Annotated in this window: 27 protein-coding genes and 3 tRNA genes; 18 read left to right on the top strand and 12 right to left on the bottom strand. The window is 58.3% G+C overall.

Annotated features, from left to right (window positions below; translation table 11 throughout):
- The first annotated feature begins 12 nt into the window (after positions 1-12).
- Both murB and B9Z31_RS01125 read left to right on the top strand, forming a co-directional pair.
- On the top strand, positions 13-1,065 hold the full coding sequence (gene murB, locus B9Z31_RS01130) for a UDP-N-acetylmuramate dehydrogenase (RefSeq protein ID WP_100117728.1): 1,053 nt from the start codon (positions 13-15) through the stop codon (positions 1,063-1,065).
- 113 nt (positions 1,066-1,178) lie between these two features.
- Positions 1,179-1,604, top strand: coding sequence for a PaaI family thioesterase (locus B9Z31_RS01125; protein ID WP_100117727.1), 426 nt, complete (start codon positions 1,179-1,181; stop codon positions 1,602-1,604).
- Between the two features lie 43 nt (positions 1,605-1,647).
- Here the strand turns inward: B9Z31_RS01125 and argG are convergent, their stop codons facing one another.
- From argG to B9Z31_RS01105, 4 genes are all read right to left on the bottom strand, one after another.
- Positions 1,648-2,988, bottom strand: coding sequence for an argininosuccinate synthase (argG, locus tag B9Z31_RS01120; RefSeq protein WP_100117726.1), 1,341 nt, complete (start codon positions 2,986-2,988; stop codon positions 1,648-1,650).
- Between the two features lie 6 nt (positions 2,989-2,994).
- Complete coding sequence (locus B9Z31_RS01115) at positions 2,995-3,312, bottom strand: pyrimidine/purine nucleoside phosphorylase (protein WP_100117725.1); 318 nt, start codon at positions 3,310-3,312, stop codon at positions 2,995-2,997.
- Positions 3,313-3,440: 128 nt separating this feature from the next.
- Positions 3,441-4,118, bottom strand: a complete 678-nt coding sequence (locus B9Z31_RS01110; protein ID WP_100117724.1) for a glycine zipper 2TM domain-containing protein — start codon at positions 4,116-4,118, stop codon at positions 3,441-3,443.
- Between the two features lie 91 nt (positions 4,119-4,209).
- The gene (locus B9Z31_RS01105; RefSeq protein WP_100117723.1) at positions 4,210-4,554 is read right to left on the bottom strand and encodes an arsenate reductase; all 345 of its coding nucleotides are present in this window, start codon (positions 4,552-4,554) and stop codon (positions 4,210-4,212) included.
- Between the two features lie 48 nt (positions 4,555-4,602).
- Between B9Z31_RS01105 and folC the strand changes: the two genes are divergently transcribed.
- From folC to B9Z31_RS01060, 9 genes are all read left to right on the top strand, one after another.
- Positions 4,603-5,892 (top strand): bifunctional tetrahydrofolate synthase/dihydrofolate synthase, encoded by a 1,290-nt coding sequence (gene folC / locus B9Z31_RS01100; RefSeq protein WP_100117722.1) that lies wholly within the window; start codon positions 4,603-4,605, stop codon positions 5,890-5,892.
- A gap of 30 nt (positions 5,893-5,922) precedes the next feature.
- Positions 5,923-6,690 carry an SPOR domain-containing protein gene (locus B9Z31_RS01095; RefSeq protein WP_369804609.1) on the top strand — a complete coding sequence of 256 codons (768 nt, stop codon included), beginning with the start codon at positions 5,923-5,925 and terminating at the stop codon, positions 6,688-6,690.
- 1 nt (position 6,691) lies between these two features.
- Positions 6,692-7,186: a CvpA family protein gene (locus B9Z31_RS01090; RefSeq protein WP_100117720.1), complete on the top strand. Its 495-nt coding sequence runs from the start codon at positions 6,692-6,694 to the stop codon at positions 7,184-7,186.
- Between the two features lie 39 nt (positions 7,187-7,225).
- Positions 7,226-8,740 carry an amidophosphoribosyltransferase gene (gene purF / locus B9Z31_RS01085; RefSeq protein WP_100117719.1) on the top strand — a complete coding sequence of 505 codons (1,515 nt, stop codon included), beginning with the start codon at positions 7,226-7,228 and terminating at the stop codon, positions 8,738-8,740.
- A 9-nt stretch (positions 8,741-8,749) separates the two neighbouring features.
- Positions 8,750-9,961 (top strand): O-succinylhomoserine sulfhydrylase, encoded by a 1,212-nt coding sequence (locus B9Z31_RS01080; RefSeq protein ID WP_100117718.1) that lies wholly within the window; start codon positions 8,750-8,752, stop codon positions 9,959-9,961.
- A gap of 1 nt (position 9,962) precedes the next feature.
- A complete protein-coding gene (gene gltX, locus B9Z31_RS01075; RefSeq protein WP_100117717.1) occupies positions 9,963-11,360 on the top strand; it encodes a glutamate--tRNA ligase in 1,398 nt (465 codons plus the stop codon).
- 75 nt (positions 11,361-11,435) lie between these two features.
- Positions 11,436-11,511, top strand: a tRNA-Ala gene (locus B9Z31_RS01070).
- A 38-nt stretch (positions 11,512-11,549) separates the two neighbouring features.
- A tRNA-Glu gene (locus tag B9Z31_RS01065) sits at positions 11,550-11,625 on the top strand.
- 56 nt (positions 11,626-11,681) lie between these two features.
- Positions 11,682-11,758, top strand: a tRNA-Asp gene (locus B9Z31_RS01060).
- Positions 11,759-11,943: 185 nt separating this feature from the next.
- Here the strand turns inward: B9Z31_RS01060 and metK are convergent.
- Positions 11,944-13,125: a methionine adenosyltransferase gene (gene metK, locus B9Z31_RS01055; RefSeq protein WP_100117716.1), complete on the bottom strand. Its 1,182-nt coding sequence runs from the start codon at positions 13,123-13,125 to the stop codon at positions 11,944-11,946.
- A gap of 176 nt (positions 13,126-13,301) precedes the next feature.
- On the opposite strand from metK, the gene B9Z31_RS01050 reads away from it, so the two are divergent.
- A complete protein-coding gene (locus tag B9Z31_RS01050) occupies positions 13,302-13,523 on the top strand; it encodes a SlyX family protein (protein ID WP_100117715.1) in 222 nt (73 codons plus the stop codon).
- A 5-nt stretch (positions 13,524-13,528) separates the two neighbouring features.
- Entirely contained in the window at positions 13,529-14,581 is a 1,053-nt protein-coding gene (locus B9Z31_RS01045; protein WP_100117714.1) for an RNA methyltransferase, read from the top strand.
- Here the strand turns inward: B9Z31_RS01045 and B9Z31_RS01040 are convergent.
- Together B9Z31_RS01040 and B9Z31_RS01035 are read right to left on the bottom strand one after the other, a co-directional pair.
- A complete protein-coding gene (locus B9Z31_RS01040) occupies positions 14,562-15,458 on the bottom strand; it encodes a DMT family transporter (protein WP_100117713.1) in 897 nt (298 codons plus the stop codon). The genes B9Z31_RS01045 and B9Z31_RS01040 overlap by 20 nt on opposite strands.
- Positions 15,459-15,471: 13 nt before the next feature.
- A complete protein-coding gene (locus B9Z31_RS01035; RefSeq protein ID WP_100117712.1) occupies positions 15,472-15,969 on the bottom strand; it encodes a methylated-DNA--[protein]-cysteine S-methyltransferase in 498 nt (165 codons plus the stop codon).
- Between the two features lie 244 nt (positions 15,970-16,213).
- Between B9Z31_RS01035 and B9Z31_RS01030 the strand changes: the two genes are divergently transcribed.
- The 4 genes from B9Z31_RS01030 to B9Z31_RS01015 are packed head-to-tail and all read left to right on the top strand — an operon-like array spanning position 16,214 to position 20,930.
- The gene (locus B9Z31_RS01030; RefSeq protein WP_100117711.1) at positions 16,214-17,617 is read left to right on the top strand and encodes a phosphomannomutase/phosphoglucomutase; all 1,404 of its coding nucleotides are present in this window, start codon (positions 16,214-16,216) and stop codon (positions 17,615-17,617) included.
- 24 nt (positions 17,618-17,641) lie between these two features.
- Positions 17,642-18,721, top strand: coding sequence for a glycosyltransferase family 4 protein (locus B9Z31_RS01025; protein ID WP_100117710.1), 1,080 nt, complete (start codon positions 17,642-17,644; stop codon positions 18,719-18,721).
- A complete protein-coding gene (locus B9Z31_RS01020) occupies positions 18,721-20,076 on the top strand; it encodes a 3-deoxy-D-manno-octulosonic acid transferase (RefSeq protein ID WP_100117709.1) in 1,356 nt (451 codons plus the stop codon). The genes B9Z31_RS01025 and B9Z31_RS01020 overlap by 1 nt, the downstream gene beginning before the upstream one ends.
- The gene (locus tag B9Z31_RS01015) at positions 20,073-20,930 is read left to right on the top strand and encodes a glycosyltransferase family 2 protein (protein WP_100117708.1); all 858 of its coding nucleotides are present in this window, start codon (positions 20,073-20,075) and stop codon (positions 20,928-20,930) included. The genes B9Z31_RS01020 and B9Z31_RS01015 overlap by 4 nt, the downstream gene beginning before the upstream one ends.
- 32 nt (positions 20,931-20,962) lie before the next feature.
- Here B9Z31_RS01015 and B9Z31_RS01010 read toward each other — a convergent pair whose 3' ends face one another.
- The gene (locus B9Z31_RS01010; protein WP_143473800.1) at positions 20,963-22,162 is read right to left on the bottom strand and encodes an O-antigen ligase; all 1,200 of its coding nucleotides are present in this window, start codon (positions 22,160-22,162) and stop codon (positions 20,963-20,965) included.
- A 214-nt stretch (positions 22,163-22,376) separates the two neighbouring features.
- Here B9Z31_RS01010 and B9Z31_RS01005 point away from each other — a divergent pair, with 214 nt between their 5' ends.
- Entirely contained in the window at positions 22,377-23,369 is a 993-nt protein-coding gene (locus B9Z31_RS01005; RefSeq protein WP_143473799.1) for a glycosyltransferase family 4 protein, read from the top strand.
- Between the two features lie 14 nt (positions 23,370-23,383).
- On the opposite strand, the gene galE is transcribed toward B9Z31_RS01005, so the two are convergent.
- From galE to B9Z31_RS00985, 4 genes are all read right to left on the bottom strand, one after another.
- Positions 23,384-24,352: a UDP-glucose 4-epimerase GalE gene (gene galE / locus B9Z31_RS01000; protein ID WP_100117705.1), complete on the bottom strand. Its 969-nt coding sequence runs from the start codon at positions 24,350-24,352 to the stop codon at positions 23,384-23,386.
- Positions 24,353-24,470: 118 nt separating this feature from the next.
- A complete protein-coding gene (locus B9Z31_RS00995) occupies positions 24,471-25,784 on the bottom strand; it encodes a TolC family outer membrane protein (protein ID WP_100117704.1) in 1,314 nt (437 codons plus the stop codon).
- A 35-nt stretch (positions 25,785-25,819) separates the two neighbouring features.
- A complete protein-coding gene (locus B9Z31_RS00990) occupies positions 25,820-26,149 on the bottom strand; it encodes a rhodanese-like domain-containing protein (RefSeq protein WP_100117703.1) in 330 nt (109 codons plus the stop codon).
- A 7-nt stretch (positions 26,150-26,156) separates the two neighbouring features.
- Positions 26,157-26,816: a protein-L-isoaspartate O-methyltransferase gene (locus tag B9Z31_RS00985; RefSeq protein WP_100117702.1), complete on the bottom strand. Its 660-nt coding sequence runs from the start codon at positions 26,814-26,816 to the stop codon at positions 26,157-26,159.
- Between the last annotated feature and the right edge of the window lie 16 nt (positions 26,817-26,832).

Raw genomic sequence — 26,832 nt, 5'->3', positions numbered from 1 at the left:
GACAATTCTCCCATGAACCTGGAGAAAAATGTCCCCCTGCAGCCGTACAACACGTTCGGCATCGCCGCCAAAGCGCAGGCCTTGGTGCGGGTGCACTCCGAAGCCGACCTGCTGGCCGTGCTGGCCGACCCCCAATTGACCACTTTGCCCCGGCAAGTGCTGGGCGGTGGCAGCAACCTGGTTTTGACGGGCGACGTCAAGGCGCTGGTGCTCAAAGTCGAGGTGCCGGGCTTGCGCTTGGCCTCTGAAACCGACAGGCACTGGGTGATCGAGGCAGGCGCTGGCGTTGACTGGCACGCTTTGGTCACCTGGACCCTGGACAACGGTTACCCGGGGCTGGAGAACATGGCCCTGATCCCCGGTACCGTGGGGGCCTCTCCCGTCCAGAACATTGGGGCCTATGGGGTGGAGTTGCAAGACCGCTTCGATTCGCTGGACGCCATGGACCTGTTCACGGGCGAATTGTTCAGCCTGAACGCTGCGCAGTGCGGCTTCAGTTACCGCGACTCGGTGTTCAAACACGCATCGGGCGGGACCGATGGCCTAGGCCTGGCGGGTCGTGCGGTGATTTTGCGGGTGCGCTTTGCGCTGCCCAAGCGCTGGAAACCCGAGCTGGGCTATCTGGACTTGGCGCGCAAGATGGCCGAGACGGGCATCGACAAGCCCGACGCCCGGCAGATCTTTGACTGGGTGGTGGCGATCCGCCGCGCCAAACTGCCCGACCCGGCGGTGATCGGCAACGCGGGCAGTTTCTTCAAAAACCCCACCGTCACCCCCGAGCAGTGCGCCGACATCATCGCCCGCGACCCGAAGGTGGTGCATTACCCCATGCCCGACGGCAGCATCAAGCTGGCGGCGGGCTGGCTGATCGACGCCTGCGGCTGGAAAGGCAAGTCCGTGGGCCACGCCGGGGTCTATGAAAAGCAGGCGCTGGTGCTGGTCAACCGGGGCGCGCGCGAGAACCCTTGCACCGGGGGTGAGGTGATGACCTTGGCCAAGGCGATTCAGACCAGTGTGTACGAGCGGTTTGGGATTCGGTTGGAGCCCGAGCCGGTTGTGATTTAATTTTTGCTTCTGTGGTGGTGTTCCGCGCCGGGTTGGTGGACAGTTCAGGGATTTCCTGATGCGCAAAAACTTTCTGACGGTTACAGTTTTCCGGATTCACAGGAGCGCTCCCAATGACTCCAGAACAACTGGTCCGCAAAGTCACCGCCATCACCGGTTACACCCATGCCGCAGGCGTGGAGGTGCTGTCCGCAGAGCCGGGTCAGGTGACGCTGTCATTGGCCAAAAAGCCCGAACTCTTGCAATTCAATGGCTTTTTCCATGGGGGCGTGGTGTCCGGCTTGGCCGACCATGCAGCGGGTGCAGCGGCCACCACCGCATTGCCGGCAGGCAAGATCGCGGTCACGGTGGATTTGCATGTGAACTTCTTGGCCCCGGCCAAAGGGCAAACCTTGTATGCCAAGGCACGAGCCCTGCAGGTGGGTGGCACCATTTGTGTGGTGGCTGTTGAGCTTGAAACCGATCCTGCCGAGGGGCAGCACCCCTGCGCTGTGGCCCATGTCACCCTGCGGGTGGTGGACATGCCACCGCTGAAATAAAAAAACGGCCTATAGGCCGTTTTTCATTGGTGCAAGGCAGAAATCACTTCTTGCCGCTGCCATCCAGCTTGTAGATGTGTGGGCCTTCTCCCACCGACAACAAACCAGCATGCGCGTAGATGCCCAGTTTGGCGCGGGTGTCGACGATGTCGAGGTTACGCATGGTCAGCTGGCCGATGCGGTCGAGCGGGCTGAACGGCGCGTCTTCCACTTTTTCCATGCTCAAACGCTCAGGGGCGTAGGTCAGGTTGGGGGAGTCGGTGTTCAGGATGCTGTAGTCGTTGCCGCGGCGCAGCTCCAGCGTCACGGTGCCGGTCACGGCGCGGGCCACCCAGCGCTGGGCGGTTTCGCGCAGCATGATGGACTGGGGGTCGAACCAGCGGCCTTGGTACAACAGGCGGCCCAAGCGCAGGCCATTGATGCGGTACTGCTCGATGGTGTCCTCGTTGTGGATGCCGGTGACCAGGCGCTCATAGGCGATGTGCAGCAGCGCCATGCCGGGGGCTTCGTAGATGCCGCGGCTCTTGGCTTCGATGATGCGGTTTTCGATCTGGTCGCTCATGCCCAGACCGTGGCGGCCGCCGATTTCATTGGCTTTCAGGAACAACTCGACCGGGTCGGCGTATTCCACGCCATTCAAAGCCACGGGCATGCCTTCTTCAAAGCGCACGCTCACTTCTTCGGCCTTGACCTCGACTTCGGGCTTCCAGAACGCCACGCCCATTAGGGGCATGACGATCTTCATGCCGCTTTGCAGGCTTTCCAGGTCCTTGGCTTCGTGGGTCGCGCCCAGCATGTTGCTGTCGGTGGAGTAGGCCTTCTCGGCGCTCATCTTGTAGCCAAAGCCGTTGTCGGTCATGAAGGCGCTCATTTCGGCGCGGCCACCGAGCTCGTCAATGAACAGCTGGTCCAGCCAAGGCTTGTAGATTTTGAGGCTCGGGTTGGTCAACAGGCCGTAGCGGTAAAAGCGCTCGATGTCGTTGCCCTTGAAGGTGGAGCCGTCGCCCCAGATGTTGACGTCGTCTTCCTTCATGGCGGCCACCAGCATGGTGCCGGTCACGGCGCGGCCCAGTGGGGTGGTGTTGAAGTAGGTGATGCCACCCGTGGAGATGTGGAAAGCGCCGCACTGGATGGCGGCAATGCCTTCGTGGGCCAGTTGGGTGCGGCAGTCGACCAGGCGGGCTTTTTCGGCGCCGTATTCCATCGCTTTGCGGGGAATCTCGTTGTAGTCCGACTCGTCAGGCTGACCCAGGTTGGCGGTGTAGGCGTAGGGCAGGGCGCCCTTTTGCTTCATCCACAGCAGAGCGGCAGAAGTGTCCAGACCGCCCGAGAAGGCGATGCCGACTTTTTGCCCTTTGGGCAGGTTTTGCAGGATGGTGCTCATGGGGGATCAGCCGAAGTGGCAAATGTAGTGGTAGGGCTCGGTCACACGGATCTCGAACTTGGAGTTGCCAGGGATGCTGAATTCCTCGCCTGCGCTGGACTTGAGCCATTCGGTGCTGCCATCGAGCTTGTATTCGCAAGAGCCGCCCACGCATTCCATGATTTCGGGGGCGCCGGTGTTGAAGGTCAGGGTGGCGGGGAGGATCACGCCGACCGACAGCTTGGTGCCGTCGGCCAAGGTCAAGCCGTGGCTGACGCACTTGCCGTCAAAGTAAACATTGGCTTGGGTGTTGACGGAGACGCCGTCGATGGTTTGGGTGGTCATGGCTAGGGCTTTAAAGGGGCGGTTTTTCCCGCATCAAACAAAAAGGGCGTCTGAAGACGCCCTTGAAGGCAAATCAAGCCCGCATTTTAGGCCAGTCGGCCGGGGTGAAGGGCTGGGTGCTTGGCCTTTCAGCGCCAAACACCCTGCCTGTAACCGGGGGGGTAAGGTTGAACGTGGCGATGCCCGGCACTCCAGCCCAGGTGGACGCTGGTGTAGGGGGGTGGGTAGTGGCGGTAAACCGGGGTGGGCACATAGACCACGCGCGACTCGGTGATCACGGTGACCGGTTCGGCGACAGAGGGGGCAGAGGCGAGATAAGTCGCAGCGGGCGCTTCTGAGCGAGGAGCAAGCATGGGCGTGACTTGAAGGGGAATGGTCGGGCCCGGGTCTTGTGGGAGCTGCACGTTGTATTGCTTGCCCGCATATTCATAGACCACGTTGTAGCCCACCAAGCGGTTCTCGTAGACGGTTTGTGTGGTGCAGGTCGTGGTGGGCTGGGTGCTGTTGCCTTGGCTTTCGACCTTGTCGCCCAACACGGCACCGCCGATGACGCCGGCCATGGCGGCAATGCCTTTGCTGTCACGCCCGCCCAGCTGGCTGCCGATCAGTCCTCCCGCGATCGCTCCGATGAGGGCACCACCGCCCGAGTTTTGGGCCGGGGCCACTGCAGGGCTTTGGGTGCAGGTTTGGCGCGGGACGGCCACTTGTTGGTAAACCGCGGTGCGCGAGATCACTTGTCCAACTTCTTGCGCTTGTGCGGCCAAGGCCGAAAGAAGCAGTGCACTGGTGGTGGCCCAGGTTTTCATGATTTTTGCGAATTTAGTGTTGACCAGACGAGTGTATGTCGGCCGTGTCCAAGCCACACGTTTTGAAAAGTAAAGATTTGTGACCAGCGTTTCAAAGGGGCCATTGCTCGGGTGTGAACCCCACCGTGACCTTGCCCGAGGGCCAGACGATGACAGGCCGTTTGATGGTGCTGGCATGCGCCTGCATCACGGCCTTGGCTGTGGCGCTGTCTGTCACCTGGGCTTGCACTGCGGCATCGAGCTTGCGCCAGGTGGTGCCTTTGCGGTTGAGCAGGGTTTCCCAGCCCACGGCCGCCAGCCAGCTGTCGAGTTCTGCGGCCGGCACCCCTTGCTTCTTGAAGTCGTGAAAAGTGACCTCTAGACCTTGCTCGCTCAAGCAAGCGCGGGCTTTTTTAACGGTGTCGCAATGGGGGATGCCGTAAACAATCGGGTGCATAGGTCTGATCGGGAATAAAAGGGACAGGACTGGGCGACAATCGCCGCCATGAAGACTCTACAGCAATGGCTCGACTGGTGCGAGCAGTTACACCCCGTGGCCATTGACATGGGGCTGGACCGTGTGAAAACCGTGGCCGACCGCATGGCCCTGCGTTTTGACTGCCCCGTGATCACGGTGGCCGGGACCAATGGCAAGGGCTCCACCTGCGCCATGCTCGAGGCGGTGCTGCTGCAGGCGGGCTACCGCACGGGGGTCTACACATCCCCCCACTTGGTGCACTTTGAAGAACGTTGTCGCTTGCATGGCGAGTCGGCCTCGGCCGAGGAGTTTGCCGAGGCTTTCGCTGCTGTCGAAGCCGTGAGGGGCGATGTCAGTCTGACCTATTTCGAATTCAGCACGCTGGCCATCCTGCACCTGATGGCCCAAGCGAACCTGGACGTGGCGATTTTGGAAGTGGGTTTGGGCGGCCGCCTGGACGCGGTGAACATCATTGACGCCGATTGCGCGGTGATCACCAGCATCGACATCGACCACACCGCCATTTTGGGCAAAGACCGTGAGCGCATTGGTTTTGAAAAGGCCGGCATCGTCAGGGCTGGGCGTCCGGTCATTGTGAGCGACCCGGTTCCCCCGCAAAGCGTGCTGGACCATGCCGCCGCCCTCGGGGCGGATGTCTGGCTTTTTGGCCGGGATTTCAATTTTTCGGGCGACAAACAGCAATGGGCGTGGGCTGGGCGCGAGCGCCGCTACAGCGGCATGGCCTACCCGGCTTTGCGCGGGGCCAATCAGCTGATCAACGCGTCGGGCGTGTTGGCCGCGCTCGACGCCTTGCGCCAGCGCATTCCCGTCACGGCCCAGGCCGTGCGCAACGGTTTGGCCATGGTGGAGCTGCCCGGGCGTTTTCAGATCGTGCCGGGCCAGCCGGTGTTGGTGCTGGATGTGGCGCACAACCCCCATTCGGTGGCCGCTTTGGCCGCCAACCTGGATGCCATGGGTTTTTACCCCACCACCCACGCGGTGTTGGGGGTCATGGCCGACAAAGACCTGCTGCCCATGCTGCAGAAGGTCAACCCGATGGTGGACAAGTGGTATTTCACCGATTTGCCCTTGCCCCGTGCGGCCAAAGCGGCCGATTTGCAGCTGGCCTGGCAGGCGCAAAATACCCGCACCGACACCGCATCCAGCACCCATGCGGACCCGCTTTTGGCCCTGCAAGCGGCCATCGATGCGGCGGACCCGGCTGATAGAATTGTTGTCTTTGGCTCCTTCTATACCGTGGGCGGTGTTTTGAAAGACGGCACCCCGCGTCTGCAAGCCAAACACCTCACCCCGTGAGCACCCGTTATGGCCTTTTTTAAGTTTCGAATGTCTGGTCAAACCGCCTCTGCCGAGGCGGTGAGTGCCAGCCCCAATGAAAACATCGAAGTGGTCCGTCGCCGTGCGCGGCACCGTTTGATGGGGGCTGTGGTGCTGGTGCTGGTGGCCGTGGTGGGATTCCCTTTGTTGTTTGACACCCAGCCCCGCCCTGTTGCCGTGGACACGCCCATCGTGATCCCGGACCGGCAAAACACACCGCCATTGGCCAGTGCCGCCCCTGTCCCGTCGGAGCAGGCGCCCGCCAAGCCTTTGTTGCCTGCGCCACAGGCCGTGTCTGCCCAAGCCAGCTTGGATGCCCGCGAAGAAGTGGTGGCCTCGACGCCGCCCGCCCTTGCCGCGGCCAAGCCTGAACCGGTCAAAGAAAGCCCGCCGGCTGAGAAAGCCGCAGAAAAGCCCGTGGCCGCCAAACAAGAAAGCAAGCCAGCCGCGCCGGTCAAAGCCGAAAAACCCACGCCAGCGGCCAAGCCCAAAGACGATGGCAACAAAGCCCAGGCCTTGCTGGAAGGGAAAACCGCCAAGCCCAGCGCTGCCCGCGTGGTCATTCAGGTGGGCGCGTTCAGCGATGCAGGCAAGGCGCGCGATGTGCGCAACAAGTTGGAGCAAGCGGGTGTGAAAACCTACACCCAGGCGGTGGAAAAAGACGGCAAGACCACCACCCGCATCCGCGTGGGCCCTTTTGAAACCAAAGAAGAAGCCGACAAAGCCGCCGCGCGCATCCGCAAGCTCGACTTGCCTGTGTCTTTCTTGAAGATCTGACATGGCCGTCAGCCTCACCGATTGGGTCTTGCTGGGTGTGCTGCTGGCGTCCATGCTGGTGGGGCTTTGGCGTGGTTTGGTGTACGAGGTGCTGTCCTTGGCGGGCTGGGTGGCTGCGTTTGTAGTGGCGCAGTGGCTGGCCGTGGATGCGGTGGCCTGGTTGCCCATGATCCACGGCGCGCCCGAATCGGTCCAATATGCCGTCGCTTTTGGGGTGGTCTTTGTGGCCACGGTGTTTGTTGCCGGCTTGGTGTCTTGGCTGATCAAGAAACTGGTCGAAACCGTCGGTTTGCGTCCGGTTGACCGCAGCTTGGGGGCCTTGTTCGGCCTGGCTCGGGGCGTGGTCTTGCTGCTGGCCTTGACCGTGGTGCTGCAGTTGACCGGGGTGGCGCGTGACGCCTGGTGGGCCAGCGCCCAAGGACCGGTTTGGCTGCAAGTGGTGCTGACGGGCTTGAAGCCCTTGTTGCCCCAGAATTTCGTGGAATATCTGCCTTGAATGATTCAAGGCCATTCGGCTCTTTGAACGGATAAAACTATGTGTGGAATTGTCGGCGTGGTCAGCAGCGCCCCGGTCAACCAGTTGATTTATGACGCCTTGTTGCTGTTGCAGCACCGGGGACAAGACGCGGCGGGCATCGTCACGCAGCTGGACCGCAAGTTTTTCATGCACAAGGCCAAAGGCATGGTGCGAGACGTGTTCCGCACCCGCAACATGCGCAGCCTGCCGGGCAACTGCGGGCTCGGTCAAGTGCGCTACCCCACGGCGGGCAATGCCTTCAGCGAAGAAGAGGCCCAGCCCTTCTATGTCAATGCCCCCTTTGGTTTGGTGTTGGTGCACAACGGCAACCTCACCAACGCGCACGCCTTGAAGGCCGAGTTGTTTTCCAACGACCACCGCCACATCAACACCGACAGCGACTCCGAAGTGCTGCTCAATGTGCTGGCCCACGAATTGGAAAAAACCACCCGCGGTTTGCCGCTCAAGCCCATGGATGTGTTCGAGGCCGTGCGCGGTGTGAACCGCCGTGTCAAAGGCTCCTACGCCGTGATCGCCTTGATTGCAGGTCACGGTTTGGTGGCTTTCCGTGACCCGCACGGTATTCGCCCTCTGTGCATGGGGCGCAGCGAAGACGGCACCATCATGCTGGCCAGCGAGTCGGTGGCCTTGGATGGAACCGCGCACCAATTTGAACGCGATGTGGCCCCAGGCGAGGCCGTGTTTGTGGATTTGCAAGGCCAGATGCACACCCAGCCGTGCGCCGACAAGTCGCAGCTGAGCCCTTGTATTTTTGAATACGTGTACCTGGCTCGCCCGGACTCCACCATGGATGGCATCTCGGTTTACCAAGCCCGCTTGAATTTGGGCGAGACCTTGGCCAAGCGCGTGATCTCCACCGTGCCCCCGAACGACATCGATGTGGTCATCCCGATCCCCGAGTCCAGCCGCCCCAGCGCGACCCAACTGGCCCATTTGCTCGGCATTCCCTACCGCGAAGGTTTTGTGAAAAACCGCTATGTGGGCCGCACCTTCATCATGCCGGGTCAAGCGGTGCGCAAAAAATCAGTGCGCCAAAAACTCAACACCATCGTGAGCGAATTCAAGGGACGCAATGTGTTGTTGGTGGACGACTCCATCGTGCGCGGCACCACCAGCCGTGAAATCGTGCAAATGGCGCGGGACGCCGGGGCCCGCAAGGTCTATATGGCCAGCGCCGCGCCGCCCGTGCGCTTTCCCAATGTGTATGGCATCGACATGCCCACCAAAGAAGAGCTGGTGGCGCACGGCCGCAGCATCGAAGAGATCCGCGAGATCATCGGGTGTGACGCCTTGATTTACCAAGATGTCGACGCCATGAAAACCGCCGTTGCCCAAGCGCGTGTGAACGCAGCAGGTGCGTTGTCCGATTTCGATGCTTCTTGTTTTGATGGCGTGTACGTGACCGGCGACATTTCGGCCGACGACATCAGCCGTTTGAACCAAACCCGTCCTCAAACTCAAGAGGGCGATGACGACAATTCGCGTTTGGCTTTGCCCAACGCCAGCGTGTGAGACTGCAGCATGACAGACCCCCAGCGATTTGACGATTGGCACATCGAAACTTTGGCCGTGCGTGCCGCAGTGGAGCGCAGCCAGTACGGTGAAAACTCCGAAGCGCTTTACCTGACCAGCGGCTACGTGCAGCCCACGGCCGAAGCGGCTGCACGCCGTTTCGCGGGTGACGAAGAAGGCTTCACCTACGGGCGCTACGGCAACCCCACCGTCAGCAGCATGGAAATGCGCTTGGCCGCCCTGGAAGGGACCGAGGCCGCCATGGGCACAGCGTCGGGCATGTCGGCCATCTTGATGATGTGCATGGGCTTGCTCAAGGCCGGGGACCATGTGGTCTGCTCCCGCTCCATGTTCGGCTCGACCATCAAGCTGATTGGCTCGGATCTCGCCAAGTTTGGCGTGGAATCGAGTTTTGTTTCTCAAACGGAATTGAAGGAATGGCAAGCGGCTGTTCGGCCGAACACGCGTTTGCTGTTTGCCGAAACGCCGACCAACCCTTTGACCGAGGTGTGTGACATCCAGGCTTTGGCCGACATGGCCCACAATGCCGGCGCTTTGTTTGCGGTGGACAACTGCTTTGCCACACCTGCCTTGCAGCGCCCGGCCCAGATGGGCGCGGACATCATCACGCATTCGGGCACCAAATACCTGGATGGTCAGGGCCGCGTGATGGCGGGGGCTTTGTGTGCGTCGCAGCAGATGATCACCGAGAAATTTTTGCCCGTGCTCAAAAGCGGGGGCATGACGCTGGCGCCATTCAATGCTTGGGTGGTCCTCAAAGGTCTGGAAACGCTGGACCTGCGCATGCGTGCGCAAACCGCCCGTGCTCAAATTTTGGCCGAGTGGCTCGAAAAGCACCCCGCCGTCGCCCGCGTTTTTTACCCCGGTTTGGCCAGTCATCCGCAACACGACTTGGCCATGCGCCAGATGTCGGGCTTGGGTGGCCCCGTGCTGTCTTTCGATGTGAAAGCGAATGGGCCTGAACAGGCCAGGAAAAACGCCTTCCATGTGCTGGACTCGATGAAGATGCTCTCGCTCTCCACGAACTTGGGAGACACCAAAACCTTGGTGGCCCACCCGGCCAGCACCTCGCACGGACGATTGACCGAAGCGCAGCGACAAGCTGCCGGTATTGGCCAAGGCATGATTCGCGTGGCTGTGGGTTTGGAATACCCACAAGACATTCAAAAAGACCTGTCCTTGGGTCTCGATACTTTCTGATATGAGCAACACCTTGACCCGTACCCGCACCCGCTTTGCCCCATCGCCCACCGGCTTCATTCACCTGGGCAACATCCGCTCGGCTTTGTACCCTTGGGCCTTTGCCCGCGCCACGGGTGGCGATTTCATTTTGCGCATCGAAGACACCGACCTGGACCGCTCCACGCAAGCGTCGGTGGATGTCATCATCGAAGGCATGGCTTGGTTGGAACTGAACCACGACGAAGGCCCTTTCTACCAAATGCAGCGCATGGACCGCTACAAGGCGGTGCTGGCCGACTTGGTCGCAGCAGGCCATGTTTACCCTTGCTACATGAGCATGCAAGAGCTCGACGCTTTGCGTGAGCGCCAAATGGCCAACAAGGAAAAGCCCCGCTACGACGGCACCTGGCGTCCGGCAGAAGGCAAAACCTTGCCTGCTGTTCCCGAGGGTGTGAAGCCCGTGCTGCGCTTCAAGAACCCGCTCGGCGGCGTGGTGGCTTGGGAAGACAAGGTCAAAGGCCGCATCGAGATCAGCAACGACGAGCTCGATGACCTGGTGATCGCTCGGCCTGACGGCACGCCCACCTACAACTTCTGCGTGGTGGTGGACGACATCGACATGCAAATCACCCACGTGATCCGTGGCGACGACCACGTGAACAACACGCCGCGCCAGATCAACATCTTCAAAGCCCTTGGCCAAGAGCCCCCGGTTTATGCGCACCTGCCCACCGTGCTCAACGAGCAGGGTGAGAAGATGAGCAAACGCAACGGTGCCAAGGCCGTCACGGCTTACCGCGACGAGGGCTATTTGCCCGATGCCATGGTCAACTACCTGGCGCGTCTGGGCTGGAGCCACGGCGACGACGAAATCTTCAGCCGTGCGCAGTTCCTGGCGTGGTTCAATCTGGATCACCTCGGTCGCAGCGCTGCCCAGTTTGACGAGGCCAAGCTCAAGTGGGTCAACGCCCAGCACCTCAAGGCCCTGCCTGACGAAGCGCTGGTCCAGCATGTTCAGCCCTTCCTGGCGAAACTGGGTGTGGTGGCCGACGAGCGCCTGCCCAGCATTTGCGGCTTGTTCAAGGACCGCTGTGACACGCTGGTGGTTTTGGCCCAGTGGGTTGCTGCTTTCTATCTGGATGTGGTGCCCAACGCCGAAGAGAAGGCGCAGCACGTGACCGATGCGGTCAAGCCTGCATTGGCCTTGCTGGCCGATAAGCTGGCAGCATGTGCGTGGGACAAGGCATCGATCGCCGCAACGATCAAAGAGACTTTGACCGAAACCGGGCTCAAGATGCCGCTGTTGGCCATGCCGGTTCGTGTGTTGGTGATGGGCACAGCCCAGACGCCTTCGCTGGACGCCGTGTTGGCCTTGAGCCAGCGAGAAAAAATTCTGGAGCGCTTGAAAAACGCTTGAATTTCTGTCTATAATTCAAGTCTCGACACCAACGAGGCATAACGAAAAAGCTCTTTAGCTTAGCGTTGTACCAAAGGGGGTATAGCTCAGCTGGGAGAGCGCTTGCATGGCATGCAAGAGGTCAGCGGTTCGATCCCGCTTACCTCCACCAAAGTGTCGAGATGATTCGCAAGAATCCGTCCAGGTTATGACCCTATCGTCTAGAGGCCTAGGACATCACCCTTTCACGGTGAGTACCGGGGTTCGAATCCCCGTAGGGTCGCCAAGTTTTGTAGCACTTGGTCAGTTGCATCAGCAATCTGGCAGAAGTTACAGCTACCAGGAGTGGTAGTTCAGTTGGTTAGAATACCGGCCTGTCACGCCGGGGGTCGCGGGTTCGAGTCCCGTCCACTCCGCCAAAAGCAAAAAACCGCTGTGAATCTTTGATTTGCAGCGGTTTTTTTCGTTTGGGCTTGAGATTTCTGGCTTCACCTGCAGGAATCAAGCTGCTGACCTGAAGATGAAGCCAGACCATTGAAAAAGCCGCTCAACTTGCGCCGAGCGGCTTGGCTTTGGAAGGGCGTTGCAGCCCCTACTCAAGCAATTACAGTCCTGCAGCCGCTTTCAATGCGGCAGCGCGATCGGTACGCTCCCAAGTGAAGTCGGGCTCGTCTCGGCCAAAGTGACCGTAAGCGGCGGTCTTGCTGTAAATGGGGCGCAGCAAGTCCAGCATTTGAATGATGCCTTTAGGGCGCAAGTCAAAGTGCTCGGCCACCAGGGCGGACAACTTGTCATCAGAGATGACGCCCGTACCAGCGGTGTTCACCGTGATGTTCATCGGGCGTGCCACGCCAATGGCATAAGCCACCTGCACTTGGCACTGTGTGGCCAGGCCAGCGGCCACGATGTTTTTGGCCACGTAGCGTGCAGCGTATGCGGCAGAGCGGTCCACCTTCGATGGGTCTTTGCCCGAGAACGCGCCACCACCGTGAGGGCAGGCGCCGCCGTAGGTGTCCACAATGATCTTGCGACCCGTCAAACCGCAATCGCCTTGGGGGCCGCCGATGACGAAACGGCCAGTGGGGTTGATCAGGTACTTGGTGTCTTGCAGCCACTCTTTGGGCAAGACAGGCTTGATGATTTCTTCAATGATGGCTTCGGTGAAGCTGGCTTTCATCTTCGTGGCTGTCTCGCTTTGGTCGGGGCTGTGTTGGGTCGACAGAACCACCGTGTCAATGCTGTGGGGCTTGCCGTCCACGTAGCGCATGGTCACTTGGCTCTTGGCGTCGGGGCGCAGGAAGGGCAGACGGCCATCCTTGCGCAACTGGGCTTGGCGTTCGACCAAACGGTGTGCGTAGTAAATGGGGGCGGGCATCAGCTCAGGGGTTTCAGAGCAGGCATAGCCAAACATCAGGCCTTGGTCGCCCGCGCCGATGTTGAGGTGGTCGTCAGACGCGTGGTCCACGCCTTGGGCGATGTCGTTGGATTGCTTGTCATAGCACACCATGACGGCGCAGCCTTTGTAGTCGATGCCGTAGTCGGTGTTGTCGTAGCCGATGCGTTTGATGGTGTCGCGCGCCACCTGGATGTAGTCCACATGGGCGTTGGTGGTGATCTCACCAGCCAACACCACCAGACCCGTGTTGGTCAGGGTTTCGGCAGCCACACGTGAACGCGGGTCTTGCTCGAAGATCGCGTCCAAAATGGCATCGGAAATTTGGTCTGCCACTTTGTCTGGGTGGCCTTCTGAAACAGATTCAGAAGTGAAAAGGAAATTGCTGGACATGAAAAAGGCTCCTGTGTTGTCAGTGGTTTTTCGGCGTTGCCGACCCTGAAAACCCGGAGCCTGGCGAACGCTTTAGCAGAATTTATGAATCGCCCTGCAAGTAGTTCAGATAACTCGGCGATGAGAAATTATAAAGGACGTCAGAACCCTGTCCAAAATCATGTCCAATACACCCTATGGAAATCCCAAGCCCTATTGAAAACCGCCTCGTCGACTTGGAAGTCAAGGCAGGTTTTACCGAAGACCTGCTGGACCAACTCAACGCGCAGGTCTACCGCCAACAACTGCAAATCGACGCGCTGATTCAGGAGCTGCGACAAATGCGCGATCGCCTGCCCGAATCGGGCGGGGGCGCTGAAATACGCAACTTGCGGGACGAAATTCCGCCGCATTACTGAAACCCATGCACAGCATTCAGGACATCCGCGACCTTTTGCGCGCGTGGGGTGCGAATGAGCACCACCAGCAAAGGGTGCTGCGCTTGTGGACACAGGCCAAGCCTCAAGACAGCGGTCGCAGGCCACTGGAAAGCTTCATGCCCACCGCGGTGCGAGAGGCTTTGCCTGCGCTGAGTGCTCAATTGGCCGGATTGGCCACGCTTCGCGAACATCACCTTGGGCAAGATGGTTCAGCCCGTTTGCTGGTGGGCTTGAAAGACGGGCAGACGGTCGAAAGCGTGTTGCTGCCGCGTGACGGCCTGTGTGTGTCGTCCCAGGTGGGGTGCGCGGTCGGCTGTGTGTTTTGCATGACAGGACGCGAAGGCCTGATCCGTCAGGTGGGCAGCGCTGAGATCGTGGCGCAAGTGGCCTTGGCGCGCACCCTTCGGCCGGTCAAAAAAGTGGTTTTCATGGGGATGGGTGAGCCTTCGCACAACCTGGACGCGGTGATGGAGGCCATGGACCTGCTGGGCACCGTGGGCAACATCGGGCACAAAAATTTGGTGTTTTCGACGGTGGGCGATGTGCGGGTGTTTGAGCGCTTGCCGCTCGGCCGTGTGAAGCCGGCCCTCGCGCTGTCGCTGCACACCACGCGGGCCGACTTGCGTGTCCAGTTGCTGCCCAGAGCACCACGCTTTGACCCACAGGATTTGGTGGAAGCAGGCGAAGCCTATGCCCGCGCGACCGCTTACCCGATCCAGTACCAGTGGACGCTGATCGAGGGCGTGAACGACAGCGACGAAGAGATCGAGGGGATCGTGCGGCTGCTGAAGGGCAAATACGCCCTCATGAACATGATCCCCTACAACGCCGTGCCTGACTTGCCTTATGCGCGGCCCAGCTGGGCGCGTGCGGCCGAGATCGCACGCCACTTGCACCAGCGGGGCGTTTTGACCAAATTGCGCCAGTCAGCAGGCCAGGACGTGGATGGGGGGTGTGGGCAATTGCGGGCACGCGAGGGGGGTCAAAGGGTGCAGCGGGTGCACGTTCATCGCCCGCTCAGCGCCCCGGCAGCTTGACCAGGCCGCTGGACAAGGCTGTTCCTGCCAAGATCACGCCGCCACAAAGCAGCATCCCAGCGGTGACGGTTTCACCCAAAAACAGCACGCCATAGGCGATGGCAAAAACTGGGACCAAAAATGTGACCGTGAGGGCCCTTGCAGGCCCTGCGGTTTCGATGAGTTTGAAATACAGGATGTAGGCGACGCCTGTGCACAGCACCCCCACCACCCCCAAGGCCCACCAGGCTGATGCGCTGGGCCAGTGATCTGGCCGAAACCACAAGGCAGGCAAGGCCAATGCCAGGGTGGCGCCTATCTGGCTGCCCGTGGCGGTGACCAAAGGGGGCAGGCTGGGGATGTGCTTTTTGGTGAAGCTGGCCGCCAGCGCATAACAGGTGGTGGCCGCCAGACAAGCCAGCACGGCCCAAGCGGGGGCGATGCCCGAGGCATTGGGCTTGAAGCTGGCTTGCCCACCAGCCAAAAGCAGCACGCCGCCAAAGCCGATGGCCAAACCCACGGTGCGCGACACGCTGGGCTTGTCCCCCAGCCAGAACCAGGCGACGAGTGCGCCAAACAAAGGCACTGTGGCGTTCAGGATGGATGAAAACCCGGTGGTGATGTGCATCACCGCAAAGGAATACAAAGCAAACGGGATGCCGCTGTTGAGCACACCCACAAACAGCACGGGTTTCCAATGCCGACGCAATGGAGCCCAATGGCCTTTGGCCAGCAGGATGGGCAGCAAGAAGACAGAAGCAATCGCCACCCGAATGGCGGCGGTGGGCAAAGCGCCCAGCTCGATGGAGGCCGCGCGCATGAACAAGAAAGAGCCGCCCCAAATGGCGGCCAGGATCAAAAACTCGGGCAGCCAGCCTTTGGCGTGAGGAGAGGTCATTCGGTGTGGGTTTTCAAGAAAGCGGGTGGCCTTCGAGTTGCAGCAGCGCACGTTTGCGCTCTAGGCCGCCGGCGTATCCGGTGAGCTGACCTGTGCTGCCCAGCACCCGATGGCAAGGCACGATGATACTCACCGGATTGCGCCCCACCGCCGCGCCCACCGCCCGAACGGCCAAGGGTTTGTTCAAGCGCGCGGCCAGCTGGCCATAGCTGTGGTGCGTGCCCGCTGCAATGGCCAGCAGCCCTTGCCAAACGGATTGCTGAAAGGCGGTGCCGCGAGACAGGTCCAAGGGCAGATCGAACACGGTTCTGCGCCCGGCAAAGTAGTCGCTAAGCTGCGCCGCAGTGGCTTGCAGCAGTGGGTGGTCGGGTGCGCTCTGCCAGCCTTGGACAAGCTGCGCCTCTGGGCCATGGCGTTGACCCTCAAACCAAACGCCACACAGGCCCCGGTCGCTGCAGGCGAGGGTGAGTTCGCCCAAAGGGCTGGCGGTGCGGGTGGTGAATGTGCTCATGGTTGCTCCGGCGTGGGCAGTGGTGGGGTGAGGCTTGTCCTGGCGTGCGCATTGGCCGTGGGTAGGGGCGATGGCGGATCGTCTGAAGGCCGTGTCTGCGGGGCGTGCATGCGAGGGATGTTAGTCCCAAAAACCTACAGCACGGGACATTTTCGGACAGGGTGTTGCGCGCCTGTTTGGGCATACCAGCTGCGCAATGACACCTACAATGGATGCTATTTACTTGAGTACAAACGGGTTCCACATGCAAGTGACTGCTGCCATCTTCAAAGCCTATGACATCCGGGGTGTGGTGCCGTCCACGCTCAACGAGTCGGTGGCCGAAGGTCTGGGCAAAGCGTTTGGTACCCAAGCCATGGCCGAGGGGCAGACCCAGGTGGCTGTGGGGCGTGATGGCCGCTTGAGTGGGCCCAGCCTCTCGGCAGCGCTCATTCGCGGGCTGGTGGCCTCGGGTATGGAGGTCATCGACATCGGGATGGCCACCACCCCCATGCTCTACTTTGCGGCCAACACCGTTTGCCAAAGTGGCATTCAGGTCACCGGCAGCCACAACCCCAAGGACTACAACGGTTTCAAGATGGTCTTGGCCGGTCGCGCCATCTACGGCGACGAAATCCAGGCTTTGCGCCAGATGATGGAAGCCGAAAGCTGGCAGCTGTGTGCTGGCGGTGGCATCCGGCAGCTGGATGTCTTGGCCGACTACACACAGCGCATCGTGGGCGATGTGCGCTTGGCGCGGCCGATGAAGATCGTGGTGGATTCGGGGAACGGCATCGCGGGTGCTTCGGCCCCCGCCATCTTTCGTGCGCTGGGCTGCGAAGTGATCGAGTTGTTCAGCGAGGTCGATGGCGAGTTCCCCAACCACCACCCGGACCCGAGCAAGCCCGAAAACTTGCTGGACCTGATGGAAGCCCTGAAAACGACAGGCGCCGAGTTGGGTTTGGCTTTCGATGGCGACGGTGACCGTTTGGGCATCGTGACCCAAGACGGTCACAACATTTACCCTGACCGCCAGATGCAGCTGTTTGCGGAAGATGTGCTCAGCCGTGTGCCCGGCGGCACGGTCTTGTTTGATGTGAAATGCTCGCAGCGCCTGGCCCCGGCCATCGAGGCGGCAGGCGGCCAGGCCTTGATGTACAAAACCGGCCACTCGCTCATCAAAGCCAAGATGAAGGCCATCGAAGCCGCAGGGGGCCAAGCCCCCTTGGGCGGCGAGATGAGTGGCCACATCTTTTTCAAAGAGCGTTGGTACGGCTTTGACGACGGCACCTATGCCGGTGCCCGCCTGCTGGAGATTGTGAGCCGAAGCCCAGACGCCAACGTGGTGCTCCATGCGCTGCCCAGCAGCTTCAGCACGCCCGAGCTGAACGTGGCTTGCGCAGAAGGCGAGCCGCATCGGGTGACGAAAGCCTTGCAAGCCCAAGCGGCCAACGCCTTCAGTGCCCCAGCCCAAGTCTCCGATATCGATGGCCTGCGGGTGGATTGGCCCGATGGCTTTGGCTTGATTCGCGCTTCCAACACCACGCCGGTGCTGGTGCTGCGTTTTGAGGGGCAAACCGAAGCAGCCTTGCACCGCATCGAGACCGATATGCTGGCTTTGTTGCGTTCGGTCAAACCGGATGCGCAGGTGGGCGCTTCGGCGCATTGAGTCGGGTTGTCAAGAAGATCATTCATGAATACATCTGATTCTTTGCTGAGCGATGATCCTGAAGTCATCGTGTTCAATCTCAAGCAACGCTATACCGGCGTGTCTGCCACCATCAATGCGCTTGTGCCATTGCAGGCCACGCACTGGCGCTTAGGGTTTTGTGGCACGCGCATGTCCAATGGCATCAATGGCATGACGCTGGGTCAGGCGATCCAACTTTCGCGCAAACCGCCGGCAGGAAGATCTTTTCGCATATGGCATGTGCGGCGGGATCCTGAAATGATGGCGGCAATTTTTGCGCGTGATGTGTTGGGTTTGCCGATCAAACTGGTTTTTACGTCGGCCGCTCAGCATTTGCACGGGCGCTTTCCGCGCTGGTTGATTTCCAAAATGGACGCGGTCATCTCCACCACGCCCCTGGCCGCCAGTTTCGTGCCCAATACCACTGCAGTGGTACCGCATGGGATTGATTTGTCACGATTCAGTCCGCCCCCAGACAAACTGAAGGCATGGGCCGACTCGGGCTTGCCGGGACAGTTCGGAATTGGAGTGTTTGGCCGGGTTCGCCCCGACAAAGGCAGCGATGTGTTCGTGCACGCCATGATTCAGGCCTTGCCGCAGTTGCCGGGTGCGACGGCCGTGATCGCGGGTTTGGCACAACCCCAACACCAAGCCTATCAACAAGACCTCCAGCGACAGATCGATGCAGCGGGCTTGCATGACCGCATTGTCTTTTTGGGTGAAGTGCCCGCAGGCGAAGTGCACCTGTGGTACCAGCGCTGTCTGTTGTGTGTGGCCTGTCCTCGTTATGAACCGTTTGGCTTGACACCGTTCGAGGCTGCAGCAACGGGTTGTGCCCTGGTGTGTTCTCGTACCGGAGCGTTCGACCAATTGGCCATACCGGGTGAAACAGGTGAAATGGTGGATACCGGTGATGTGGATGGCCTGAGCCGCGCTGTGTTGTCTGTCATGGCTGACCCGGTGCATTCGGCCCATATGGGCGAGGCCGCGCGTGTGCGTGTCACCGAGCACTTTTCACTGGCGCGAGAGGCCGAGGGCATTGGTCAGGTTTATCGCCAATTATTTGAAAAGGCCACAGCTTGATGTCGCAGGCAAGCTGCAAATGGACTCTGGTTGAGCGCTTGGCATTGAGCGCGTACGATTTTGTATTGAGAATTTTGCAGCCCTTGCTTCGTCGCAAGTTGCGTCTGCGAGCGCAGAAAGAGCCAGAATATGTGTTGAATGTGGCTCAGCGCTTTGGGCAGTATGCGGGTGACATTCCCACGGGAGGCTTCGTCTGGTTGCATGCTGTTTCTTTGGGCGAAACCCGTGCCGCAGCGTTGCTGTTACCCGCATTGCGTTTGGCTTTTCCTGGCATGCGTCTTCTGTTGACGCACAGCACTGCCACTGGTTTGGTGCAGGGGCGGTCGTTGTTGAAGCCTGACGATGTGCAGGCTTGGTTGCCTTGGGACACAGCGCAGGCAACACATCAGTTTTTGCAGCATTTCAAGCCTCGGATAGGGTTGCTCATGGAAACGGAAGTCTGGCCGAGCCTGGTTATGGCTTGCCAGCGTGCGGGTATGCCGTTGTGTTTGATCAATGCCCGTATGAGTGAAAAATCTTGGCGACAAGCCATGCGTTGGAAAGTTCTTGCGGGTCCTGCTTATCGAGGTTTGACTTTGGTGTTGGCGCAATCAGAGTCAGATGCGCAGCGATTGAAAAAATTAGGTTGCCCGGATGTCCGTGTGGTGGGTAACCTCAAGTTCGATGTGGTTGTTGCAGAGCAGGCCAGAACTTTGGCAGAGCGCTGGCGTGGGGTTTTATCTTCCCGCCCCCTTGTGATGTTGGCGAGTACGCGCGAAGGGGAAGAGTCTTTGTGGATCCAAGCTTTGCAGTCGCATCCAGATTGTTCAGCGCAATTGAAGGCACTCAATGTTTTATGGCTTGTGGTGCCCCGTCATCCTCAGCGCTTCCATGAGGTCTACGATCAAATCGAACAAGCAGGAATGCGCTGCATTCGTCGCAGCTCATGGGGTGACGGGAAGCCTGATGCGCTGATCGTGACATCGGCCGATGTGATTCTGGGTGACAGCTTGGGTGAAATGCAGGCCTATTACTTGCTGAGTCGCGTTGCTTTGCTTGGCGGTAGCTTTGAGCCCTTTGGTGGACAAAACCTCATTGAGGCAGCAGCTTGTGAATGTCCCGTGATCATGGGTCCTCATACATTCAATTTTTCAGAGGCGGCTGCCTTGGCAAAGCAAGAGGGAGCTGCATCGCAAGTGCAAGACATGCGCGCCGCATTGGACCATGTGATCGCGATATTGACCGATCCCGAAAGGCTTCAACGGGAAAGATTGGGGGCAGTCCGGCTCTTGGAAAATGGGCGTGGTGCGGTGGCTGAGCACATTAAATTGTTGCAGTCGTCAGGCTATCTCAACATGAGCGAGGTTGTTGTATGAGTTGTGCGGATTTTTCGCGGATCACTGTGGTGGTGGTGACTTACAACAGTGCACATTGTTTGCCGATGCTCTCACCCGTTTTGTCTGTTTGTCCACACGTCGTTATATCTGACAATGGCAGCGAGGACGGCACAGCGCAACAGGCTCAGGCGCTTTGGCCGCATGCGACTGTTTTGTCGCACGGTCGGAACCTCGGATTCGGTGCGGCCAACAATCGGGCACTTGAAGGCGTGACGACCCCTTTTTCCCTGTTGCTCAATCCCGATTGCGAGATGACTGCAAAATCCCTGGGCGAGTTACTGGCTGCTGCTGCAAATTTTCCCGATGCAGCCCTCGTTGCGCCTCAACTCATGGCCGCAGACGGCAAAGCAGAGATCAATTACCGCTGGCCCTCTTTGTATTGGCGCAGTCGCGGAGCAGGTGCTGAAGGTCCTGTGTGTGTTGGATTTGTTTGTGGCGCTGTCATGCTGTTGCGAATGAGCAGGATGGCCATGACAGGCTTCTTTGATGAGCGTTTCTTTTTGTATTACGAAGACGATGATTTATGTTTCCGCCTTTTTCAGGCGAAGTTGCCCATGGTTCTGTGCCCGCAAGTCAAGGTGCTTCATCGGTCAAGAGGTTCGGTGAGAGGCCGATCGCCTTGGCAAAGCGAGTATTGGCGTGGGTACCACCATGCACAATCGAAGCTGATTTTTCTGGAAAAACACCAATCTATCCAAGCAGCGAGTCGTTTGCGAAGGCAGCTCATTTGGACGACCACTTTGGCGTTGCCATTGAGGTTGATCTTGTTTTCCCCCAAACTGGTCGCCCGCATGTGGGGTCGCTGGAGAGGTGTATGGGCTTTCCGCAGTTGAGTAGACCGTTGGCTGATCGCTAATTTATACCGTTATTTCGGGGTTGTTTTTTTGTAGCAAGATGCCAGCAAGAAGATCATGACAAAACCGATCCCCGCGTCTCTCATGGGAGAGTTCACCATTCCAGTGATGATGAAAGTCGAGCACAACATCAAACCAACAGATCCGTCAATGTTGGTTTGCTGCCAAAAGGTTTTGACAAACCAGCCGATCACAGCCAAGGTGGTGATCAAGCCCAACCAGCCACTTTCCATGGCAAACAGTAAAAAATCATTGTGTGGTTGTCTGATGCCTGCCGTAGAAGGGCAGCTTTTTTCTGCCATCGGTGCCCAGTAGTCTACAAAACTCCCGATGCCAGTACCAACCCAAGGATGAAGTTGTAACTGACTCCAAGCCATCTTGTACATCGCGAAGCGAACACCGACGCTGCTTTCACAATTGCCGCTGTTCATCACGTTTTGGAGTTCAACCATTGCCTGCGTAAAGCGTCCGGACAAGGATGGGAATAATTTCCAGGCGACCACGGTCAAGAATACGAAAAACGCTATCGCCATCAAACCGCCACGTACCGATCGATGATGATGGATCAATAAAACCACCGGAAGCGTCAGCAAAATGATTTGTGCATTTTTAGAGATGCTAAAAAATCCCACAACAAAGGCCAAAAACACAGCCATTGTGAGCCATTGAAGAGATGGAGGTCTGCTGTATGGGCGATTTTTTAAGCACATTGCGGCGCACACCCCTGCTGTCAGAGCCAGCATGATCATGGCCCGAGAACTCTGACTCCCTTTCACTTCAAGCAAGTGATGCCAAACAGTCCATTCAGGCAAGGGGTGAACCTGATGAACAAGCATGACTAAGCTTGTAAAGATACCGCCCCAGACAAGACCTTTGAAGGCGATCAATCGCTCTGATGATGTTGTCATCAATCCCATTTGCAACATCAATGCAACTCTCGCCATATGGAAAAGACGTGTTGTTGTATCGGTGAACCATCCGTAATAAGCGGCAACCAAGAAAGGCCAGAGCGCAAAAGCAGCCAGCAACAGCATGATGGATTTCGAAGGCAATTGCTGCATATGCAGTTGCCTTTGTTTGCTGAATGTGAGCCAGCCAATCAAGACAAGCAATAAAACAGCGGCACTCAATCCCTGTGGAAGAAAAGCTGAAAAGCCGAAAACAAAAAACAGACCGTGCATACCTCTCTGAATTTTGTCGATTTTATTCATGCGGATATCAGTCACTTTGTCCTCACGTTAGCACGGTAAAGTTGGATTTTCGCACGCGATGCCTCACTTTGACTGATTTGTACGGTTGGCAGGCGTGTGCAAACTTCCGCTCAGTCGGTCGCATAATCAGGCGGAACGACACATTGCGCGCATGGAAAGAGCGGCGACTTGCACGATCGCGCCTGCGATGAATGGACGACTCAAAGAAAACCTCATGGAACTTGTTTACCTTTGTCACCCGATCAAAAAAGCAGTCGGTGGCGTTAAAGTCATTTATCGCCAAGCTGAGCTTGTGAATCAGTTATTGAGCGAGCGGGGGCACTCTGCATCCGTTATGCATCCAAATACATGGACATTCAGGGTTCGATGGTTCGAGTCTCAAGTGCCAGTTAAACGGGGTTTTTTTAAATGGCGTTGGGTGGGTAAGCCTTCGCTCTCAGGCATTGATGGCTGCTTTGATCCTCAACGGCACATGCTTGTTTTACCCGAATTGTGGGCACGAAAATATGGTGACCAGCTTGCCAGGATGAAGGTGCCTTTCGCCATATTTGTCCAAAACGGTTATTACATCAGCAAAGGGTGTGCAAAGATTTTGAACGAAGCCTATCAAGGCGCGCGTTGCATTTTGACCATTTCTGATGATGCAAGTCGCTGTGTTGCCATGGCCTTTCCGGGGACTGAGTCGAAAATTTTGCGTGTTCACTACTCGGTCGATGCCAGTTGTTTTAATCCAAGGCAAGCTAAAGAAAATTTGATCACTTACATGCCCCGCAAACTGGCCGATCACTCCTCCAAAGTGCTCTTTTTTTTGCGAAACCATTTGCCTTCTCACTGGCGTGTCGTTCCTATTGATGGGCTCAATGAAGTGGGCGTGGCCGAACTGTTGCAGCGTTCCAAAATTTTCATGTCCTTTAGCCATTTTGAGGGGTGCCCCTTGCCTCCGCTTGAGGCGGCGTTGTCGGGCAATCAGGTCATTGGCTATACGGGGCAGGGCGCGAAGGAGTACTGGCTACCGGAGATATTTGATGTCGTCGAGTCGGGAGACGTGGTCAGATTTGCTCAGAAGGTGTTGGACAAGGTTGAGGTCTTGGACGCAATGGATCACTTTCCCATATTTGATGAGGCGATCGATCAGCTGTCCAAGACCTACAGCGCAGCTCAAGAGCGTCAAGATATGAATGCTTTCATTCAATCAATGGGCTTGTGACGGCATCATCAAACCTATTGGCGCCGCTCCCATCGCCAACTGTGAAGCACAATGGCGTCCAAATCTGAATACTTCGGGAGCCAACCCAGTGACTTTTTGGCTCGCGTCGCGTTAGCGACCAAGCGGTCAGGGTCTCCGTGGCGACGCGGGGCATTCCGTACCGGAATGGTTGTCCCGGTGATTCGCATCGCAGTGTCAATCACTTCCTGTACCGAAAAGCCGTTGCCATTGCCGAGGTTGTACTGTTCGCTGTTGGCTCCCTGTAACAGGGCTTGCAGCCCCAACCAGTGTGCGTCACACAAGTCGCTGACATGTACGTAGTCGCGTATGCAAGTTCCGTCAGGTGTATCGTAATCACGTCCAAAAACTGAGATATGGGGCCGCTTGCCAGATGCTGTTTGCAAAACCAAGGGGATCAAATGCGTTTCTGGTGAGTGCCGTTCGCCTAATTGACCCTCTGGATCCGCACCTGCAGCGTTGAAATAGCGAAGACAAACCGACTTCAATCCGTATGCCCTGTCAAAGTCTTCCAAGATTTGTTCGACCATCCATTTGCTGCGCCCATAGGGATTGATGGGATTTTGTGGGTGCACTTCGTCAATCGGTGTGTACAGAGGCGATCCGAAAGTCGCTGCAGTTGACGAAAAAATGAATCGATTGATCTTGGCCATTCGCATCGCATCAAGCAAATGAAGCGTGTTCATGACATTGTTGTCGTAATATTTAGCGGGCTGCTCCACAGACTCGCCCACTTGAATGAACGATGCGAAATGCATCACCGCGTCAAAACGGCCGGCCTCTAGTACCTGACCCAATAAGACTCGGTCGGACAAATCGCCCACGATCAGCGAGCCAAACAATACAGCATCACGATGGCCGTTGCTCAGGTTGTCCAGCGTGGTCACATGACAGCCCATGAGCCCGAGTTGTTTGACCATGTGCGACCCAATATAGCCAGCACCACCAACCACCAATATATTCATTTTTATTGTTGATTCATGAATTCAAACTTGCCATGCAAGTTCACGCGCGCAGGACATGGTCATGACACGGTGATTGGGGGTACCCACAGTGCTCAAACGAGGGGACAGAACAGCTGGGTTATTTTTGGAGCAAGTCGTTGACTTTTTGCAAGTCTTCCAGTTTCAACACCCCCGCAGCCTGGCTCAGTTTCAACTGCCCCAACAGCAGGTCGTAACGGGCTTTGGCCAGATCGCGCTTGGTTTGGAAGAGTTGGCTTTGGCTGTTGAGCACATCGATGTTGATGCGCACACCGACTTGGTAACCCAGTTTGTTCGCATCCAGAGCGCTCTGGCTGGAGGCTTCAGCCGCTTCGAGTGCCTTGACTTGACCCAGACCAGATTGCACACCCAAGAAGGCGGTGCGCGTGGCTTGGGTCACATTGCGCTGTGCGACGTCCAGGTCGTTGCGGGCCTTTTCTTCCAAGGCGACAGTTTCCTGTATGCGATTTTGAGTGGCATGGCCCGCGTACAAAGGCAGGTTGAAGTTCAGGCCAATGGTGCCTATGTTGTTGTCGACGCGCGAAGTCAAATTGCCGTTGCGATAGCGCGTTGCACCGAATGACGCGGTCAGGTCCAAAGTGGGCATGTGCCCCGCCTTGGCTTTTTCAGTTTCGAGTTGGGCCACTTCCAGGGCAATGCGGGCGAGTGCAATACCGGGATTTTGTTCCGTGGCTTGTTGAACCCAAATTTGCACATCGCCATGGGCCGTGGTGGCCAAGTTGGCACCGGATTTGATGGCGAAAGGTTGGGCATTTGGGGTGCCAACCGATTGGTCCAAGGCCAATTTCTTGACGCGCAAATCGTTCTCGGCTGCGATTTCTTGGGCCGTGACCAAGTCAAAACGCGCTTGCGCTTCGCGTGTGTCGGTGATGGTGGAGGTGCCCACTTCAAAATTGCGCTTGGCTGCAGCCAATTGTTCGGACACGGCGATTTTTTGGGCTTTGACAAATGCCAGACTTTCTTGGGCGGTCAGCACGTCAAAGTAGGCTTGACTCACCCGGACGATCAAGTCTTGTTCCGCGGTTTTCAGTTGGGCTTGGGCCAGATCGGCCTGTTTCAGGCCTTGCTGGTAAGCCGCGGAGTTGGCGGGGCGAAACAGCGGTTGACTGGCGCTGAGCGTGCCGTTGCGTGTTCCGTACCGGGCATCGGGCACGGTGGTTTGGCTGTCAAAGTCGCTTTCGCTGACAGTGGCCGCCAGGCCGACGGTGGGACGCAGCAAAGCTTTGGCTTGTTCTGCCTTGGCCAAGTTGGCTTGGTATTGCGACTGGGCCGCCTTGAAACTGGCGTCGTAGCCCTTGGCCGCTTCATAAAGCTGAGCCAAGCTCTGGGCTTGAGCGGCACCTGTCAAGACAGCCGCCAAAGAGAGGGTCAAAGGCAATAGGCGCAGTGTCATGGAGAGTTCTTTCGGAAATGGGAGAACAACGAGGCTCAATAAACAGGGACCGTTGGATCAACTTGGGCCGACCAAGCGTGGATGCCACCCGCCACATTCACGACTTGGTAGCCGTGTTGCAGTAAAAAATGGGCCACTTGCATGCTGCGGCCGCCGTGGTGGCACAGGCAGGCGATGGGGCGTGTTTTGTCCAGCTCATCCAGACGGGCTGGAATGGTTTGCATGGGCATGTGCACCAGGTCAAGGCCGTCCGCCTTGGCACTGGCGGTTTGCACTTCCCACCCTTCGCGCACGTCCAAGAGGACAGGGCGAAGGCTTTGCTGGCAGGCCCAGTCGGCCACTTGTGAAGGGGCAATTTGTTCCATGGTGGTCTCAGAACTTGAAGTGGGAAGGCTCGGCAAAACCAGACAGGCGGGGTGCGTTGCAATCCCAGGGCTCGGTGGTGGTCCAGGTGGTTTCGGTGTTGCGGGTGATGACGGTGGCACGCATCATGGGCTCTTGGCCCACGATGGCCACCAAACGACCGCCCAACGTCAGTTGTTGTAGCAGTGTGGCAGGGACTTCGGCGACCGAGCCATTGAGCACGATCACATCGAACGGTCCGTCGGCGCTTGCACCTTGGCTGCCATCGGCTTGACGGACGGTGACGTTGGTGACGCCTGCTTTTTGCAGGTTGGCTTGGGCTTGCTGGGCCAGGCCTGCATCGATTTCGAGGCTGAGCACACTGGCGGCTTGGTGGGCCAGCAAGGCGGCCATGAAACCCGAACCGGTGCCCACGTCGAGTGCTTTGTCGGTGGCTTGTACCGCCAGATCTTGCAAAAGGCGCGCCTGAACCCGTGGGGCCAACATGACTTGGCTGGGCCCTTGGCCCAAAGGGATTTCCATGTCGACAAAAGCCAGTGCTTGGTGCGCCAAAGGCACGAAATCTTCACGGCGTACGGTGGACAGCAGCGCCAACACGTCGGGGTCCAGCACTTCCCAGGGGCGGATTTGCTGCTCAATCATGTTGAAGCGGGCTTGATTCATGTCCATGGCTAACTCCTACGGG

The organism is Limnohabitans sp. G3-2, from assembly GCF_002778275.1.
GTDB lineage: Bacteria > Pseudomonadota > Gammaproteobacteria > Burkholderiales > Burkholderiaceae_C > Limnohabitans_A.
This window is presented reverse-complemented; position numbering and strand designations above follow the sequence as displayed.